This is a genomic window from Endozoicomonas montiporae CL-33, assembly GCF_001583435.1.
Lineage (GTDB): Bacteria > Pseudomonadota > Gammaproteobacteria > Pseudomonadales > Endozoicomonadaceae > Endozoicomonas_A > Endozoicomonas_A montiporae.
On sequence record NZ_CP013251.1, the window covers coordinates 75,947 to 93,233 of the forward strand.

Here is a 17,287-nt window from a genome sequence, read left to right on the forward strand (position 1 = left end):
AATCGGCTATAAATAGGTCACCAGTTCATAGTTGAGCTGGTTACCTTAAACAATAAACCTGAAAACCCAATTATAGAGGGAGCATTAATTGGCAAACCGGGCCCGGTGGACCCGTCTTACCAGTTTTTCAGATTATTGAAGCGCGGGGCGGACACTACTCACGCAGAGTCGTATAAATCAGACTTAGCAGAAACATTATAAAGCAGACGACAACAACAGAAGGACCAGCGGGTGTGTCCAGATGCCAGGAGGCTGAGAGTCCGCCACTGACACCCAGTAAACCAAAGCCACTGGCTAACACCGCCATTTGCTCAGGTGTACGTGCAAACTTCTGAGCGGTGGCAGCCGGGATAATCATTAACGAGGTGATCAGCAGAACACCGACAATCTTCATGGCGATCGCGATAACCAGAGCCATCAGCAGGGTCAATACCAGTCGGGCTTTTTGCACCGGAAAGCCTTCTACCTGAGCCAGTTCGGCATGCACGGTCATGGCAAGCAACGGGCGCCACAACCAGATCAGGGCCGCGAGTACAATCGCACCGCCGCCATAAATCCATAACAGGTCTTCGACGCCAGTGGCCAGCAGATCGCCAAACAGATAAGACATCATATCGATGCGCACATTACCGGCAAAACTGATGGCAACGAGACCTATAGACAGGCTGCTGTGGGCCAGTATGCCCAGCAAGGTATCTGAAGCCATGTGCTTCTGGTTTTGCATGACCACCAAAATAAGTGCCAGCAAGAGTGAGCAGAAAATAACCGCAAGGTTCAGGTCGATATCCAGCAACAGCCCAATAGCCACGCCCAGCAAAGCCGAGTGAGACAACGTGTCGCCAAAGTAAGCCATGCGTTGCCAGACCACAAAGCAGCCCAGGGGACCGGCAATCAGGGCTACACCAAATCCGGCAAACATGGCATGAAACAGCAGGTCAGACATCATGGAGTGTCTCCGGTATTGCCAGGTTTGCGAACAACATGCCCGTCAACCGTATGTTCATGGTCGTGGTGGTGAGTGTAAATAGCCAGTTCCTCAGACTCTCCGCCGAACAGTTTCAGATAGGCCGGATCCTTGCGAACTTTATGAGGGTGGCCCGAACAACATATGTGACGGTTCAGGCAAATAACACTGTCGGTGGAAGCCATCACCAGATGCAGGTCGTGAGAGACCATGAGCACTGAACAGCCCTGTTCATCTCTCAGCTCTGTTATCAGATGATAAAGCTCTTTCTGACCATTAACATCGACGCCCTGAACAGGTTCGTCCAGCACCAGCAGGTGTGGGTTGTGCAGTAGAGCCCTTGCCAGCAGGGTTCTTTGTAGCTCTCCTCCAGACAATGACTGTACCGGGGAGTTGATGACATGCTCTACCCCGGTTCGGCCCAGAGCATTTTTAATATCAGTCATGGGCTGGTTGGTCAGTGACAGAAAGCGCTTAACTGTCAATGGCATAGTGTTATCTACGTGCAGTTTCTGGGGCATGTAGCCAATGCGTAATCCGCGCCTGATGGTTCTTTGCCCGGAATCAGGCTTTTGTAAACCCAGAACAATTCGAACCAGCGTGGTTTTTCCTGCCCCGTTTGGTCCTATAAGCGTGACGATCTCTCCGGGATTCAGATCCAGAGAAATATTGGCAAGCACGGTTCGCTCCCTGTACGCCAGGCTGATGTTATTCAGGTTTATTAGTGTTTGTGACATCGTAATCCGTGAAAAATAGGCTGACCAGAAAGGGCTGTCGCCCTCTGGTCATGACTGTTCATTCATGTCGGTATCAGGCGCGCCGTCACTGGCAGCACAATTACGACACAGACCGGTTAGCTCAATGGAGCTTTCAGAGACAATAAACCCCTGCTCGGACGCACAGGAATGGATGGCGTTATTTATAGCAGCATGATCGACTTCCTTAGTGGTTCGGCACTGTTTACAGATGAGAAAACTGCCAAGGTGTCGTTCCCCCGGGTGGGGGCAGCCGATAAAAGCGTTCAGTGACGATAGCCGGTGAATAAGCCCCTGTTCCAGCAGGAAATCCAGAGCTCGATAGACAGTGGGAGGTTGCGCAGGTCTGGATTCCAGTTCTGCCAGCCGGGCAAGAACATCATAAGCTCCAACGGGCTCATGGCTCTGCCACACCAGTTCCAGAACGGTTTTACGCAAAGGTGTCAGGCGAACCCCGTTGCTCTGGCATATCTCGGAGGCGGTCTGAAGCGCCTCTTCAATGCATTCGTCATGATTGTGGGGGTGGTAAACACTGCTCATACTATCGGGTTAATGGCTCGAAAAATGTAATGTTACATTATAACCTGAATTGGTATGGATTTGTGGGTTATGAGCTTCTTCTTTTGTCACTACTCTTTGTCATCTAATGGAGGAGGATCCATGTTCCATGGAGAATAATTTGATTGTTTGGACGATTTATCATTGTTTGCTGTAAGGGATGTAGGTGGAGTCAAAAACTCATTATCTGTTCCCATGCCGATACCACTCTCACCGGAGACACTCTTACCGTAGACACTCTTACCGTAGACACTTTCACCGTAGACACTTTCACCGTAGACACTTTCACCGGGGACACTAAGATTATCCTCTGCGTCGTCTTTAGATTGGGTTGTGGCGCTATAAGTTGGGAACTGAGACTCTGTAAATGGCACTTCGAACTCATCTGTCTGAGTGGAGGAAGACATTGTGGTTGGCACTTCAACGTGTTCAACCTGTCTGTTGGTAAGAAATCGTTGCAGGCGCTCTCTTAACTCTTCTTCCCGAAAAGCATTACCTTTGTCAGCCAGAGAAGGGTAGGCACTTTTCAACATATTGATGGTTTGATCAATAGCCTCTTCCATTGGCAGCTGTACATTATCGTAATACAGGGGGCGGCTGATGCGTTTTGCTGCCAGATCGCGGTATTTCTGCGGGAAATGACTGTTGTCTTTAATGCCCTGATCTTCCAGTCTTTCAACTTTCTTCACGGCCTTCAGTCTTGTTCTGGACCAGTAAGCGGTTTGAGTTTGATGGACCGCTTTAGCTTTGGCTTTTTGCAGTTTGGCATGCTCTTTCGTATGCAGGTTGGCCTTTTCCAGAAGTATCGCCTTTTTTATATTTTCTGGTGAACCATTTTCAAGAAGCTTTATTGCCTCTTCCGACCAAGTCTCTTTGATTTTCCGGAGTTGTTTGATTTTTTTGGCTACGTGCTTGCCTTCAGGAATATCGTCCGGATTTATAATGTAATCTCCCTGCTCAAGCATCTGGTCAACAGCCAGATCTGTCGGAGACTGGAACTTAAAGCTGTTATTGCGATCGGCATCACTCATTTCACGTTTGTTTTTCCAGGCTTGCTCCTGCTCTTCTGACGGGGTGCGAGGCTCTGCTTTATGCTGCTCACCATGTGAGGAGTCAGGTGATGATTCGCTCCACTCCTGCGGAGGGCTGTACACCCTTCTTGCGTAGTCACAGGCTACGTTATACAACGCCACTTTAACGGTTTTGTCGTCAAGCGCAGCATCTAACTGTTTGATAGTGGCTTTTTTTACACCGGCCCGGGATAGAATCTCTGTCACGTCGGAGCGCAACTGCTGCATTTGTGCGACACGGCAAAGCTGTTCGTTTTCTACCGCGAGGTCTGCTGCTTGTTTTGCACCGTCCAGAGGATCCGTTATCATTTCTGACGGGTGTGTCAGAGCGTCGGTAATATTGGCTACGATCCGGTCAAACCGAAGTCGATCAGTCTGAGACTCATTTAATAGTTGCCTGATATCGACAACTTTGCTGGAATTGGCGGTATAAGGCTTGGTGGTTCGCTTTGATATAGCCCCTGCAAGCGCTCTGGCAAAGGCTTGCTCTTCCTGTTTGCTGACGTCTTCAAAGCTGGCTTGTCTGGCTTCCAGAAACTCTTTTTTCCAGCTGGTTGGGGGCCAGAACAGTTTAACCAGCATCCCTTTAAATTTTTGTAGACCGGTTCCCTTGAATTCACCGACAACGATCTTACCGTTGCGGAGCCTCAGTACCTGATCATCATTATGTCTTTGTGTTAAGTTTTCAGCCTGTTGAATCAGGTTGGCAGGTATACCAAGCATGCTGCGTCCTTGCTGTGCTATATACCCAAATCCGATGGGTATAGATTAAATCCCTTAAAGCAAGAATAGGTCAGGGAAGCGCCGGAATACTCTCCTGACCGCGTAAACACATCATTTTTTTAAATTCATCCGGATCTTTGAAGTTAAGAACCTGGTTTTCCTGATGCTCTTTATCCACTTCCTGCTCAGGATGGACGAAGGTAATGATTCGGGAAATCCAGAATCGGAAGGCTGCAAGGCGCAGCATCAGTGGCCATGCTTCCCTTTCCTGAGTCGTGAATGATCGAATGTCGGAGTAGGCTTGTGTGATGGTCGTCAAACGATTGTCATTCAACGACAAATCCGGGTTAATACACCAGTCATTGACGGTAACGGCCAGATCATAGAGCAGGTAATCATGGCAGGCGTTATAAAAGTCGATGATACCGGTGATTCTGCCCTGTTCGAACAGAGCGTTGTCATGGAACAGGTCGCCGTGGATCAATCCTGTGGGTAACTGGTCAAACCGGGACAATTCTGAGGTAATACTCTGCCAGGCCGATTCCATGAGCTCTGCATCGTCAGCAGACAACAGGGTATTCAGCCGTTGCACCTGCTGCTTCAGCCAGGGAATACCCCGCTGGTTTTCCTGTTGCAGGGCTGATTTCTGGCCAATTCTGTGCATTTTCGCCAGTTGTGTACCAATCTGGGCGCAATCTTCAGCACTGATGGTTTGCAGGTGTTTGCCTGAAAAGCAGGGGCTGATCAGACAGGGCCTGTCCTTTAGCGTATGCAGGGCTTGCCCCTTTCGATCCTTGATGGGGGCTGGAACCTGAAGACCGCCTTCACTGAGTTCTGTGATGAAATCAATAAAAAAAGGCAGGGTGTCTTCTGGCAGATATTCAAACAGCGTCAGCACATAGCGTTGCTGCTTGTCTCCGGACTTCAGATCGATGAAGTAGTTGGTATTCTCGACACCGCTCTCGATACCTGTAAAGTCTTGCAGGGTTCCAAGATCGTAATGCGACAACAGCGAACGGATGTCGCTGGCAGACAAATGGGTATAAACGGACATAACTTCCTTAACGTATAGCCCCTGTGCTTTCTTGCACTGATATTGGCATTCTGTTTATAAACCGGTTTTTGGTGGGCTTACTTCCACTGGAAAATAGTCCACGATGGGACAAGCATGCCGGGTTTATCGGCTCTAATAAAGTTACCCTCACTGTCGGCAGCGACCAGGAAATACGGAGGGCCGACTTTGGGTGTCACGTGAATGGCGTAGAGGAAAGGACCAATACGATATTCGCGAATAGTGCGGTCATCTCCCGAACGGATCACAACGGTTGTATCATCCCGTTGTTCCAGTTCTTCGGGGCGCAGGTTTTTGGGAATTTTATTAAAGTCAGCTTCGCTGATGACATTCGCTTCCGAACTGACTCTGGGTGGCTTTTCCAGATCGTTTTGCTCTGAGTCCGGTGCTTTGGTAGCGCAACCTGCGGTAAGAAGGCTGGCTGTAACCAGCGAGGCTATGAGTTGCTTGTTCATATTGTGTATCGCTCGTGCTCTCATTTAGAAGGCGGAACTGGTATAAAATAGCCGCAGTCGCTGAGTTTACTCGGAATTCTCTAAACCGAATATCATTTTAAAAAGTAATGACTATGTCAGAACAAGTTTCAGAACATGTGCCAGAAGCCGCCTCCAGGCAAGAGACAGCCCCGCTGATTCTTGTTGATGGCTCTTCCTATCTTTACCGTGCTTTCCATGCCTCGGAGCGCGCTAACCTGCGAACCTCTGATGGTCAGCCTACCGGCGCGATCCGGGTCATGACCAACATGCTGCGCAAGCTGAGCAATGAGTACTCTGGCAGTACGGTCGTTGTCATATTTGATGCCAAAGGGAAAACCTTCCGGCATGACATGTACTCCGAGTACAAGGCTACCCGCAAGCCCATGCCGGATGACCTGCGCTCTCAGGTTCAGCCAATTCACGATATTGTTCGTGCGCTGGGCATGCCACTGCTGATGATTGAAGGTGTGGAAGCGGATGATGTCATCGGCACTCTGGCCCGCGAAGCGACGGAAAAACAAGTGGATACCATCATTTCTACGGGCGATAAGGACATTGCCCAGCTGGTATCCGAGCACGTTACTCTAATCGATACCATGAAGAACGAAGCCACTGACCTCTCTGGAGTCGTGGATAAGTTTGGTATCCCTGCCCATCTGATTGTGGATTATCTGGCTCTGATGGGCGATTCCAGTGATAACATTCCCGGCATGCCGGGGGTTGGGCAGAAGACTGCTCTGGCTCTTCTGCAGGGCATTGGCAGTATTGATGATATTGCCGAACGTCTGGATGAAGTTCCGGCACTGGGTTTTCGAGGCAGTAAAAACTTTGCCAGCAAGTTTGCTGAACACAAAGATGTGGTGCTGTTATCCCGTGAACTGGCCACCATTAAAACCGATGTAGAACTGCCAGTGGGTGTAGACGGCCTGAAGGCTGAAGCCATCGATAAAGAAGCGTTGCTCGAACTGTTCCGGACGTTTGAATTTCGCTCCATGATCGCAGAGCTGGACAGTGGTGCAGTAGAAGCTTCTGAAGATCAGAAGCCAAAGGTTGAAGCACACTACGACACTGTTCTGACTGAAGATGAGTTTAACCATTGGCTGGAACAGCTAAATAATGCTGAGCTGTTTGCTTTTGATACTGAAACCACCAGCCTCGACTACATGGTGGCAGAGCTGGTGGGGGTTTCTTTTGCCATTGAGCCGGGCAAAGCGGCTTATGTACCCGTGGCTCATGATTATATGGGGGCACCGGAGCAACTGAATCGTGACTGGGTGCTGGAGCAGTTGAGGCCTCTGCTGGAAAACGATGAAAAGAAAAAAGTAGGCCAAAACCTCAAGTACGATCAGAGTGTTTTGGCACGCTATGGTATCCATCTTCAGGGCATTGCTTTTGATACCATGCTTGAGTCGTATGTATTCAACTCCACTGCTACCCGCCACGATATGGACAGCTTGGCTGATAAATACCTTGGTCATCGATGCACGTCTTTTGAAGACATCGCAGGCAAAGGTAAAAAACAACTGACGTTTAATCAGATTGAACTGGAAAAAGCTTCACCCTATGCCGCTGAAGATGCCGACATTACCCTGCGTTTGCATCAGGCTATCTATCCCGGGCTGGAAGCTGAAGCCTCTCTGGGCAAAGTGTTCCACGACATTGAAATGCCGCTGGTGGATATTATTTCCCGGATGGAACGCAACGGTGCCAAAGTCGATGGCTCATTGTTGGCAAAGCAGAGTCTGGAGATTGGTGAACGGCTGAAAGAGCTGGAACGACAGACGCATGAAATGGCGGGTGAGCCGTTTAATCTCGCTTCTCCAAAGCAACTTCAGGCATTGCTGTTTGAAAAGCTGGGTTTGCCGGTCATTAAGAAAACCCCTAAAGGACAACCATCGACGGCTGAAGAAGTGTTGCAGGAACTGGCACTGGACTACCCGTTGCCCAAGCTGCTGATTGAGCATCGTGGTTTGAGCAAGCTGAAGTCTACCTACACTGATAAACTGCCACAGATGATTAATCCTGAAACTGGGCGAATTCATACGTCTTATCATCAGGCTGTAACAGCAACAGGACGACTGTCGTCTTCTGACCCGAACCTGCAGAACATTCCAATTCGAACTGAAGAAGGTCGCAGAGTGCGACAAGCATTTGTTGCGCCGCAGGGCTACAAACTGATCGCAGCAGACTACTCCCAGATTGAATTGCGTATTATGGCGCACCTTTCTGGTGACAGAGGGTTACTGGAAGCCTTTGCTAACGGTCTGGATATTCACAAAGCGACAGCTTCGGAAGTCTTTGGTGTGACTCTGGACGATGTGACTTCCGAGCAGCGTCGCAGTGCCAAGGCGATTAACTTTGGCCTGATCTATGGTATGTCGTCGTTTGGTTTATCGAAGCAGCTGAACATTTCCAGAAAGTCGGCGCAGGAATACATCGACCTTTATTTTGATCGCTACCCGGGTGTGCTGCGCTACATGGAAACCACCAAAGAGAGTGCCCGTGATAAAGGCTATGTTGAAACGCTGTTTGGCCGTCGTCTTTATTTACCGGAAATTAACGCACGAAACGGTATGCGTCGTCAGGGAGCAGAGCGTACGGCCATCAATGCCCCCATGCAGGGAACGGCTGCGGATATTATCAAACGCGCCATGGTTGATGTGGATCACTGGCTGACAGACAGCAAACTGGATGCTCGCATGATTATGCAGGTGCACGATGAATTGGTTCTGGAAGTGGCTGAGAGTGATCTTGAGTCAGTTCGTAAAGGCGTTGAGGCAAAAATGTCTCAGGCCGCTACTCTGGATGTGCCATTACTGGTAGAAGCAGGTATTGGTGATAACTGGGATGAAGCACACTGATACAGGGAAGACCATGCGTAACTGAGAGTTTTGTAAGGTTTTTGTAAGGTCGAAAACAGTCAGGAACTAATCTCTGAACTGCTTGTCTTAGATAGTAACAGTCACGTTAAGTGGCTTGTTTACTCCTTGTGTGTTTAGTGTTGGCAAGAAGCAGTGGTCAGTACCCCTGCAGACTACTGCATCAACCAGCTTCCTTCCCCCAAAGGCAGCTGGTTTTTTTTCGCCTGTAAAAAAGAGACCTGCCGTGCAAAAAAAGTTTTTCAAAAAAATAAAAAAAATTTTGAACTTTTTCCAGAAGCCGTTGTCTTAGATTATGCAGGAGGGAAACTTTCTGCACTCCTTGTGTGTTTAGTGTTGGCATATACGGGCAGTCTGACGTTCCCCAACAACAGACTGTCATCACCAGCTACCAGTCCCCTCTGGTAGCTGGTTTTTTTTATCTCTATAGACGACAAATGTTTAATTTCGGAGTAAAGTTTTTCTTCTTTTGTCGATTCCTTATACCAATTCATGTTTAGAAGACGGAATTGGTATTACCCAATGATCCGCTTTTTTTGATCTTTCGCAGGGCTTTTTGTGGTGCATGATTTCTTTCATCGTTGTATGCGATGAAAAAAATCACCATTTAAGAGTTTTTATGGAGCGATCCATGGAACTATTTGTGGAACTATTTGTGGAACTATTTGTGGAACTATTCAAAAAAACGCAGGTCTGATGTTGTGTAAGGTGGCTGAATGCCTTCTTACACCAACTCCTTGTGTGTTTAGTGTTGGCAAATACTCCGTTTTCGGAGCTTTGAACTCCAGTTCCCCTCCCCCGGGAACTGGAGTTTTTTTCTTATTCTTCTTCGTGATTTTCTACAGAACCTTCTTCATCAAATGGCTCTTCGTCAGGCAGTTCGTTGTCTTCAACCCCAAGCCAGGTGTCAAGGTGATGAGCCAGCTCGGTGACACCGGTTTTTTTCAAAGATGAGAATAGCTGAACAGTGACCTGATCATGCTCTTTTACTTCATTTTTGAGCTTGTTAAGCGCCTGTTTGCCTACGCCGGACTTTAGCTTATCAGCTTTGGTCAGAAGAATGTGAAGGGGCATATGAGACTCAATGCTCCACTGCAGTATCATTCGGTCAAATTCTTTCATGGGATGCCGAATATCGACGAGCAGTACTACACCTGCCAGAGATTCCCGGTTGGTCAGGTAATCATCCAGATGCTTTTGCCATTTTATTTTCATGGCTTCAGGGACTTTGGCATAGCCATAGCCCGGCAGGTCAACAAGATAACGGTTTTCTTCGATCTCAAAAAAGTTGATCAGCTGCGTCCGGCCAGGGGTTTTACTGGTTCTGGCCAGTTTGGATGATCCTGTCAGCGCATTAAGAGCGCTGGATTTTCCTGCATTGGAGCGACCGGCAAAAGCCACTTCAAGGGCATTGTCCGGTGGGCACTGCTTCAGGGTCGGAGCACTTGTCACAAAGTGTGCTTTACGGTAATTCAGGTGACGGGGAGTGGTATTATTTGATTCAGTCATGAGGCTTGTTCTGGTCGCCGACTCGGTAAGTGTTTATACTAGTCAGCGTTTCGGGGTGTATGCGGCCGGTGGCTGCTGTATTCGCTGAAAAGCACTTAACACACTGTTTGTATGAGAGTTTGACAAGAACGCATGGTGAAAGTTCTTATCAGATTTCTGACAAACACTGTGGAATAACAGTCTGGAAAACAGACTGGGTTGATAACAGTAAACATAAACAAGTGTGTCATCCAAAATCTCTTCTGAGATTCGGAAACGCTGATTATAACAAACAGTCTTTCTGTATGGTTTGGCCAGAATAATAACAGCCATTTTAGGCAAGTGCCGTAGCTGGGTCAGGGGTAATGAAAAAAATCATTCTCAGTCTCTTAGTTCCATTGGGTGTCTCATTAGGCGTTTCTGAATTGGCGTATGCAAAAGGAGATGCAGAGGCCGGTAAGGCTAAAATCGCCACCTGTTCGGCCTGTCACGGGGCAACAGGCGTCAGTGCTGCACCCAACTACCCAAATCTTGCTGGCCAGGGAGAACGTTACCTGATCAAGCAGATTAAAGAAATCAAATCGGGTGTTCGCAGTGTGCCGGAAATGGCGCCGTTCACAGGCAAGCTGACCGATCAGGATATTGAAGACATTTCAGCATTTTATGCCAGCCAGCCAGCAGTAAAAGGTGTCGCTGATCCGGAAAAAGTGGCTCTGGGTGAAAAACTGTTCCGCTTTGGGGACGCCAAAAAAGCTATTCCGGCATGCAGTGCCTGCCATTCACCAACAGGTAAAGGCAATTTCCTTGCAGGCTTCCCGTACTTGTCCGGTCAGCACCCAGCGTATACCGAAAAGCAGCTGAAAGAATTCCGGGAAGGTATTCGGGTGAATGATGGTGACTCTAAAACCATGAGAATGATTGCTGAAAAACTCAGCAATAAAGAAGTTGAGGCTCTGGCCAGTTATATCAGTGGACTTCAGTAAGTCTGATCGGGCTAAAGCGTCTATCCTGTTTTCAGATAAATGGTTTATCCATTGTGATTATCCAATACGAAAACAATAGACCGGACGTCGCAGCTCAGGTGGAAGTGCTGTTAGGGCAGACGGTAACAAACGCTGCACTGGCGGGAGTGACTGATGAGAAAAATAATTCAAGGCTTTTGGCTATTGGTTTTATGCATCCCTTTTCTGGCGCAGGCAGCTCCTGTTGAGGGCTTTAAGGAAGGGAAAGATTATCATCTGTTGAAATCACCGGTTCAGACTTCAGTCTCTGATGACCGTATCGAAGTGGCTGAAGTGTTCTGGTACGGTTGCCCACACTGTTCCAGTCTTGAAAAAGTGGTCACTCGCTGGAAGCCTCAAATGACCGATGAGGCTCAGTTAGTCCGGGTTCCGGGTTTTTTCGGGCCTAACCTCTGGCAAACCCATGCCCAGCTTTATTACACACTGGAAAGTCTTTTTCCGGATGAAAAATCACTCAAACCAGTCCATGACGCTATATTCCAGCAGGTGCAAGAGAGAAACAACCTTCTGAAGAACGAAGAAGAAATGCTGGGTTATCTGACCAAACATCACAAAGTGGATAAAGACAAGTTTCTGTCTCTCTACAACTCTTTTGGTGTAAAAAACCTGATGAACCAGGCTTCTTCCAAAGTTCGCGGTTATCAGTTGACCGGTGTGCCAGTACTGGTTATTGACGGGCGGTTTGTGGTTGAGCCAAAAGTGGGTCTGGAAAGAATGCCTGAGATTGCGGATTACCTGATCGAGAGAGTGAGTAAAGAGCGCGCCGAAGCAAAGGCAAAGAAATCTCCGACTAGTCCCCAGTCAGCAAAAGATCAGAACGCTAAAGTAAAGTAATTGTTACGGTTGTGGGATAGTCGCTGAGCCTTAGGGTAAGCTTAGAAACAGAGTCTGTAACTTTCGGATATCACTGATGCCGATAAGAACCCTTAAGGGAGCCATTGCTGCCAGCTTACGCAAGCGCAGCAAAGCTCCTCAGGCTGTTGCCTGTAGCGAGCTAGACTATTTCCCCGTCAGCTTTAAAAAACACCAGTGCCTGCGACTGCTTAGTTTTAACATCCAGGTGGGCATAAACACTCAGCAATACCGTCACTATCTTACCCGTAGCTGGCAGCATGTCCTTCCTCATGCCAAACGGGTTCAGAACCTGAATTCAATCGCTTCTGTTTTGCCTGACTTTGATATTGTTGCCCTGCAGGAAGTGGATGGAGGCAGCTTACGTAGCGGCTTTGTCAACCAGACTGAATACCTTGCACTTAAAGGCCGTTTTCCCTATTGGTACCAGCAGCTGAATCGCAATCTTGGTAAATTTGCCCAGCACAGTAATGGGCTGTTAAGCCGTTACAAACCCGCCAATCTTGAAGATCACAAATTACCCGGCATTATTCCGGGGCGTGGCGCCATTGTTGCGGAGTATGGTCAGGGGCGGGAAAGTCTTCTGGTCGTGATGATGCACCTTGCACTGAGCCGGAGAACCCGCGACATTCAGTTATCGTATATTCGCGAATTGGTACAGTCCTACCGGCATGTTGTTCTGATGGGCGATATGAACACTCATGCTGAACAGTTGCTCAATCAGTCACCACTCAGGGGCAGTGGTTTACAGGCTGCACACTGGGAGCAAAATACCTTTCCCAGCTGGAAGCCGCATAAATCGCTGGATCATATTCTTGTCAGCCAGTCGCTACTGGTGAACAAAATGGAAGTATTGAATTTGCCGGTTTCAGACCATTTGCCCGTGGCTGTCGAAATAGAAGTGCCGGATAGTGTGCAGTTGAAGAAGTAGGAAAAATATCTGAAGGTGCCGGAGCCATAAAAAAAGGTCTGGCATCGAGGGGGAAGGAGGAGGGGTGATGCCAGACCTTAACAAATTCCAACCAGAAGTCAGGGAGTAATTGATGGGAAGTATATTACCCATCTAAAAATTGATTTGTATCAGTATATTCGTGCTGTTCGGTAGGTAATCCAACTGATCAGGCCGGTCAGGCCTGTCAATCAAGAAAGTGCTAATTCAGTGCTAATAATCGTATATTGTTGACTGAAATCAACAATATATGGGGCTTTTGGGCTATTTTGACCACATCTAACCACAAGAGTCGCACAGTTAGCCGATTTTAGAGCTTCTGCATTAGTTACTTATAAGATGTTTGTTTTGCGAAATTCTGCTTTTTCTACACACAAACATTGGAACCGCTCAGCCAATGATAGAATAGAGCTCAAGTTTCTGGATGTGACAGTATGAATCCAATAAAAATCGGAGTCTTTGGCTCTGCGTTTAACCCTCCTACTCTCGGTCATCAGGATGTTCTTCGTCAGGCTGCAGATCACTTTGACCGGATTCTTCTGGTGCCTTCAGCTTCCCATGCGTTTTCCAAAAAACTCCTGCCTTTTGCCCAGCGGGTAGCTATGCTCGAACGCTTTCTGAGTGAGGCTCAGGTTCCTCAGTGTGAGCTGGAACTGTGTTTACTTGAAGAAGCCCTGCTGAACAATAATCCTGATAAGCCTGTTTACACCTACGATCTGATGGAAGCGCTTGAGCAGCAATATGCTCAAGGACAATCTGGTGAAGACCCGTGCGGTGAAAAACAGTCTGGTGAAAAACAGTCTGGTGAAAAAAAAGTAACACTCGGTTTTATCAGGGGGCCGGACAATGCCGACCCGGATACGTGGAGCCGGTTTTACAAGGCAGACGAAATAGAACAGCGCTGGCCACTTTTTACCGCCGAGGAAAGACGTCCGGTTCGAAGTAGTCTGGTACGAAGCTTAACAGCTTCGGCAACATCGGACGATAACAGAAGAAAGGTGCTGGATGGTTTGTTACACCCATCAGTACGGGACTTCATGTTGATCAATAAACTTTATCAGGTTTGACTGAAATTTTATGAAACTATCCAATCTCGGGCTGGATGATGTTCGCATTGACGAAGAACAAAATGTCTATTCCGGTTTTCTGAAGCTGAGCCGATACAAAATCCGACATGCGCTGTTTGAAGGTGGCTGGAGTCCTCAATTAGAGCGGGAAGCCGTTTATCGTGTGCCATCTGTGGGTGTGCTTCTTTATGATCCTGCGCTGGATCTGGTGGTGCTGGTGGAGCAGTTTCGGATTGGTCCTCTGCTGAGTAACGATGACCCATGGTTACTTGAAGTGGTTGCTGGTATTTCCGAGGCTGACGAAACGCTGGAATCGGTGGCGCTAAGGGAAGTGAAAGAAGAAGCAAATTGTGAAGTGAAGGCATTGCTGCCTGTTTCTAATTTTTATGTCAGTCCCGGCGCGACCAATGAAAGGCTGATGCTTTACTGTGGCATCACCGATGCTTCAAAAGCCGGTGGCTGCTATGGCGTTGAGGATGAGGGTGAAGATATCAAGGTACATGTCGTGCCTTTTGCTGAAGCCTATGCGATGGTAAAAGACGGACGTATTGCCAATGCCCCGGCTGTCATCGCCCTTCAGTGGTTGAAATTACATCATCAGGAGTTACAACAATATGCTTAAACCGAAAACGGTCTCTAATCATAGTGTGTTTACCCTGCTGGTTTTGTTTTTGCTGGCAGGCTGTCAGTCCTCCAGTGTGCCCAGTTTATACCGGGAAGGTTTACCTGGTACGGCCAGCTGGGCTGTGTTGCCATTCGTTAATTACACCGAATCAGAAAATGTTTCAGATCAGGTAGAAAAGATTCTGATGGTGTTGTTGCCTTCTAACGGAATTGATGAGCCTGAGCTGTATCCGGAATTTCTGGTGACCAGTGCAAATAATGTGCTGACCGATGCTCATAAAGTTCAGAGTGGACGACAGTGGGCTTTCCAGAATGGTGTCAGCTTTGCATTTACTGGCACTGTGAATGAATGGATGTTTGATGACGAGGGGCGCCCTCACGTTGCCCTGAGTCTGACGGTTATGGATGTGCGCAGCGACGAAACCCTCTGGAGTATCAGTGGTGCCAGTGAAGGCCTGCCGGGGGATGATCTGTTTGCTGTCAGCCGCGGCCTGATTAATGACCTGCTTCGGTCGCTCCCTGTCAATCGCCGCCTATAAACAGTCTTAAATCCTATAAAGAAAAGGAAATAATCAAGAGGATCAGCAAGGATGCTATACGCGCTAAAGGATGATAAGGGAATGATCACTGCGGTATCAGAAAAGCAGCTTTCTGATGACTGGAAGTCAGTAGATCTGGAAGACGAGTCGGTCATGGTTTTTCTCCAATGTAATCCAACCATTGGCGACAAGGTGATGCAGGCTGCTGATGCTGACTTTATTCGGGTGCTGGAGGATGTTATCGATCTGCTCATCGACAAATCCGTTATCCAGTTCACCGAATTGCCTGATCCTGTGCAGAATAAGTTATTGAATCGTCGTCGTTATCGTGAAGAGCTTCGTAATAATGACGACAGAAACAACCTGATCAGCGGAGAGGACGAGAGTATTTTTTAGCGTTCTCTGGAAATAGCCCCTATCGGGGTTATTTTGGCATTCGGTGTTGGCCAGTCTTCAGCCCAGTCATCCTGATGACAGATGGCATCATTGGGAATCAGCATCGTTTTATCGTCCACCCGCATTGGGTACAAAATACCATTAAGATGATCCAGTTCGTGCTGCATTAAGCGGGCATGAAAGTTTGTCAGTTCTGCTTCCTGTCGTTCCCCATGTCGGTCATAGCCCGCCACGGTGATCGATGCTGGCCTTTCTACCCAGCCCCGCATACCCGGGACAGACAGGCAGGCTTCCCATGTCCAGCAAGTGTCCGAGCTGCTTTCAATGATTTGAGGGTTAATCCAGAAATTGAAAGGAATGTATTCTGCATCCGGATAACGAGCACGACTTTCATCGGATATCCCTACACTGATGGCTCTTACCGGCCATTCTGCCTGGGGGGCGGCAATACCGATACCATTGCTACGAATCTGTACCTGTCGTAAAGCGTCGAGGTTGTCCTGAAACTTGCGAGTGGTTATTTCATCCAGAGTGACCTGAGACTGTTCCTGAAAGAGCAGTGGATGTCCCATGATTAAAACGTCTGCTTCTGGTGACAATTTCATCGATTTGCCTCTATTTTCGTTAAATCTGCGCGGTTAGTAAAAATAGTCAAGATATCACGGCGGAGTCGTCATATAATGCCGCTTTTCAAGCCTGACCCCTCTCAGGCCTTTCATAATAATCCTGAATTAACTCATGTTACGCACCCCTTCATCGACTGAAGTTTCTGGAACGATGATTTCAATGCAGTGAGATAAAGCTTTGCCCGCAACTCAAAATGGTTTAAATCAAGCTTATTAGCCAGCACCTCGAGACGAAATGCCGAATATATCGACATAAACAGATGATTACTCTGCGTCAAAACTGTATAAGTCGGTGACTTGGCCATTGACGCATTAGATTTGAGTGTTTTATGGAAGACTTCAACTTTCCACCGTTTTTTGTAGATCGCCTTCAAAGCCTCTGCGTCACACTCAAGATCACTGCATATCAGATAGAGAATGCCCTTACTGCCATCTTTGTTTGTAAAGACCTGCCGGAACAGCAGAACGGGGAAGTCCACGCCTGCAATCCAGCCTTTGATAGGCTTTTCTTCTGAGAAATCAATGGAATCTATGCGCTGTGAGCGCCCCCGACTTTTATCTTCCTCACTCAGCGAAACCTTCCGGTTTGACTTGCTGGCCATGACAAAATGCTTATCGCATTCGTGTCGTATATACAGCATGTTGTCGTTAGAACAGAACCAGCTATCTGCCAGCACGTAACGAAATTTGAGCTGATTATCACAGCAAACTTTCAGCATCTCCCGAAAGTCTTCGTTCTTGGTGGTTTCAGCCTTGCGTTTAACTTTTTTAGTTTTTACGTCGGAGTATTGAATAGGCTTTTCGATAAGCTTGTAGGCCACGGGAATAGAGATATCACCGACATGGTAAACAAAGTTGAGAAGGTTGATACCTTTTACCGAACGACCAAAGGTGTGATCAAAGTGCCATGCAATCAGGTCGTTCTCATCAGTGTAGAGTTTCTCCTGAATAGTGTCGTCGGCAATAAGTACTCCATCATCGCGCTCTTCCTGACGCACAACGGCTTTAACATGGTGCCAAAGAGTCTTACTGTCGAAGTGATTACGGGACAGAAGGCGTGTTACCTGATCATGGCTGTATGCGCCGTCCAGCAAAGATGACAGCTGTGTAGCTGTCGTTTTGCCGAATGAGGACAGCAGGTAATCGCTATACAGCTCAAACAGCTCTGTGTTCATGCTCTAAAGCATGGCAGATTTTTCTGGGTGCGTAACATGAGTGAATTAAAAG

General features: G+C 47.9%; 17 protein-coding genes. 8 read left to right on the top strand and 9 right to left on the bottom strand.

Going from position 1 to position 17,287, the window contains the following annotated elements; genetic code table 11:
• Nucleotides 1-154: 154 nt before the first annotated feature.
• From znuB to EZMO1_RS00370, 6 genes are all read right to left on the bottom strand, one after another.
• Nucleotides 155-943, bottom strand: a complete 789-nt coding sequence (gene znuB / locus EZMO1_RS00345) for a zinc ABC transporter permease subunit ZnuB (protein WP_034879266.1) — start codon at nt 941-943, stop codon at nt 155-157.
• A complete protein-coding gene (gene znuC, locus EZMO1_RS00350; protein ID WP_034879034.1) occupies nt 943-1,701 on the bottom strand; it encodes a zinc ABC transporter ATP-binding protein ZnuC in 759 nt (252 codons plus the stop codon). The genes znuB and znuC overlap by 1 nt, the downstream gene beginning before the upstream one ends.
• 48 nt (nt 1,702-1,749) lie before the next feature.
• On the bottom strand, nt 1,750-2,259 hold the full coding sequence (locus EZMO1_RS00355) for a transcriptional repressor (RefSeq protein WP_034879035.1): 510 nt from the start codon (nt 2,257-2,259) through the stop codon (nt 1,750-1,752).
• An 89-nt stretch (nt 2,260-2,348) separates the two neighbouring features.
• Nucleotides 2,349-4,070, bottom strand: a complete 1,722-nt coding sequence (locus tag EZMO1_RS00360; protein WP_034879036.1) for a hypothetical protein — start codon at nt 4,068-4,070, stop codon at nt 2,349-2,351.
• Nucleotides 4,071-4,140: 70 nt separating this feature from the next.
• Nucleotides 4,141-5,124 carry a homoserine kinase gene (locus tag EZMO1_RS00365; RefSeq protein WP_034879037.1) on the bottom strand — a complete coding sequence of 328 codons (984 nt, stop codon included), beginning with the start codon at nt 5,122-5,124 and terminating at the stop codon, nt 4,141-4,143.
• A 77-nt stretch (nt 5,125-5,201) separates the two neighbouring features.
• Nucleotides 5,202-5,597 (bottom strand): DUF2782 domain-containing protein, encoded by a 396-nt coding sequence (locus tag EZMO1_RS00370; RefSeq protein ID WP_051790578.1) that lies wholly within the window; start codon nt 5,595-5,597, stop codon nt 5,202-5,204.
• A gap of 113 nt (nt 5,598-5,710) precedes the next feature.
• Here EZMO1_RS00370 and polA point away from each other — a divergent pair, with 113 nt between their 5' ends.
• Nucleotides 5,711-8,479, top strand: coding sequence for a DNA polymerase I (polA, locus tag EZMO1_RS00375; RefSeq protein ID WP_051790579.1), 2,769 nt, complete (start codon nt 5,711-5,713; stop codon nt 8,477-8,479).
• An 837-nt stretch (nt 8,480-9,316) separates the two neighbouring features.
• Here polA and yihA read toward each other — a convergent pair.
• Nucleotides 9,317-10,006 carry a ribosome biogenesis GTP-binding protein YihA/YsxC gene (gene yihA / locus EZMO1_RS00385; protein ID WP_034879039.1) on the bottom strand — a complete coding sequence of 230 codons (690 nt, stop codon included), beginning with the start codon at nt 10,004-10,006 and terminating at the stop codon, nt 9,317-9,319.
• A 404-nt stretch (nt 10,007-10,410) separates the two neighbouring features.
• Between yihA and EZMO1_RS00395 the strand changes: the two genes are divergently transcribed.
• The 7 genes from EZMO1_RS00395 to EZMO1_RS00425 all read left to right on the top strand — a co-directional run bounded on the left by EZMO1_RS00395 (nt 10,411) and on the right by EZMO1_RS00425 (nt 15,434).
• A complete protein-coding gene (locus EZMO1_RS00395) occupies nt 10,411-10,968 on the top strand; it encodes a c-type cytochrome (RefSeq protein ID WP_476700503.1) in 558 nt (185 codons plus the stop codon).
• 153 nt (nt 10,969-11,121) lie between these two features.
• The gene (locus EZMO1_RS00400; protein WP_051790581.1) at nt 11,122-11,841 is read left to right on the top strand and encodes a thiol:disulfide interchange protein DsbA/DsbL; all 720 of its coding nucleotides are present in this window, start codon (nt 11,122-11,124) and stop codon (nt 11,839-11,841) included.
• Nucleotides 11,842-11,917: 76 nt separating this feature from the next.
• On the top strand, nt 11,918-12,790 hold the full coding sequence (locus EZMO1_RS00405; protein WP_034879042.1) for an endonuclease/exonuclease/phosphatase family protein: 873 nt from the start codon (nt 11,918-11,920) through the stop codon (nt 12,788-12,790).
• Between the two features lie 452 nt (nt 12,791-13,242).
• Nucleotides 13,243-13,875, top strand: coding sequence for an adenylyltransferase/cytidyltransferase family protein (locus EZMO1_RS00410; RefSeq protein WP_051790582.1), 633 nt, complete (start codon nt 13,243-13,245; stop codon nt 13,873-13,875).
• A gap of 10 nt (nt 13,876-13,885) precedes the next feature.
• Complete coding sequence (locus EZMO1_RS00415) at nt 13,886-14,497, top strand: NUDIX domain-containing protein (RefSeq protein WP_034879043.1); 612 nt, start codon at nt 13,886-13,888, stop codon at nt 14,495-14,497.
• Nucleotides 14,490-15,038 carry a hypothetical protein gene (locus tag EZMO1_RS00420; protein WP_034879044.1) on the top strand — a complete coding sequence of 183 codons (549 nt, stop codon included), beginning with the start codon at nt 14,490-14,492 and terminating at the stop codon, nt 15,036-15,038. The genes EZMO1_RS00415 and EZMO1_RS00420 overlap by 8 nt, the downstream gene beginning before the upstream one ends.
• A gap of 81 nt (nt 15,039-15,119) precedes the next feature.
• On the top strand, nt 15,120-15,434 hold the full coding sequence (locus tag EZMO1_RS00425) for a hypothetical protein (RefSeq protein WP_051790584.1): 315 nt from the start codon (nt 15,120-15,122) through the stop codon (nt 15,432-15,434).
• Here EZMO1_RS00425 and def read toward each other — a convergent pair.
• Complete coding sequence (def, locus tag EZMO1_RS00430; protein ID WP_051790585.1) at nt 15,431-16,039, bottom strand: peptide deformylase; 609 nt, start codon at nt 16,037-16,039, stop codon at nt 15,431-15,433. The two genes, EZMO1_RS00425 and def, sit on opposite strands and share 4 nt — an antisense overlap.
• 131 nt (nt 16,040-16,170) lie before the next feature.
• Complete coding sequence (locus tag EZMO1_RS00435) at nt 16,171-17,235, bottom strand: IS701 family transposase (protein ID WP_034873259.1); 1,065 nt, start codon at nt 17,233-17,235, stop codon at nt 16,171-16,173.
• Between the last annotated feature and the right edge of the window lie 52 nt (nt 17,236-17,287).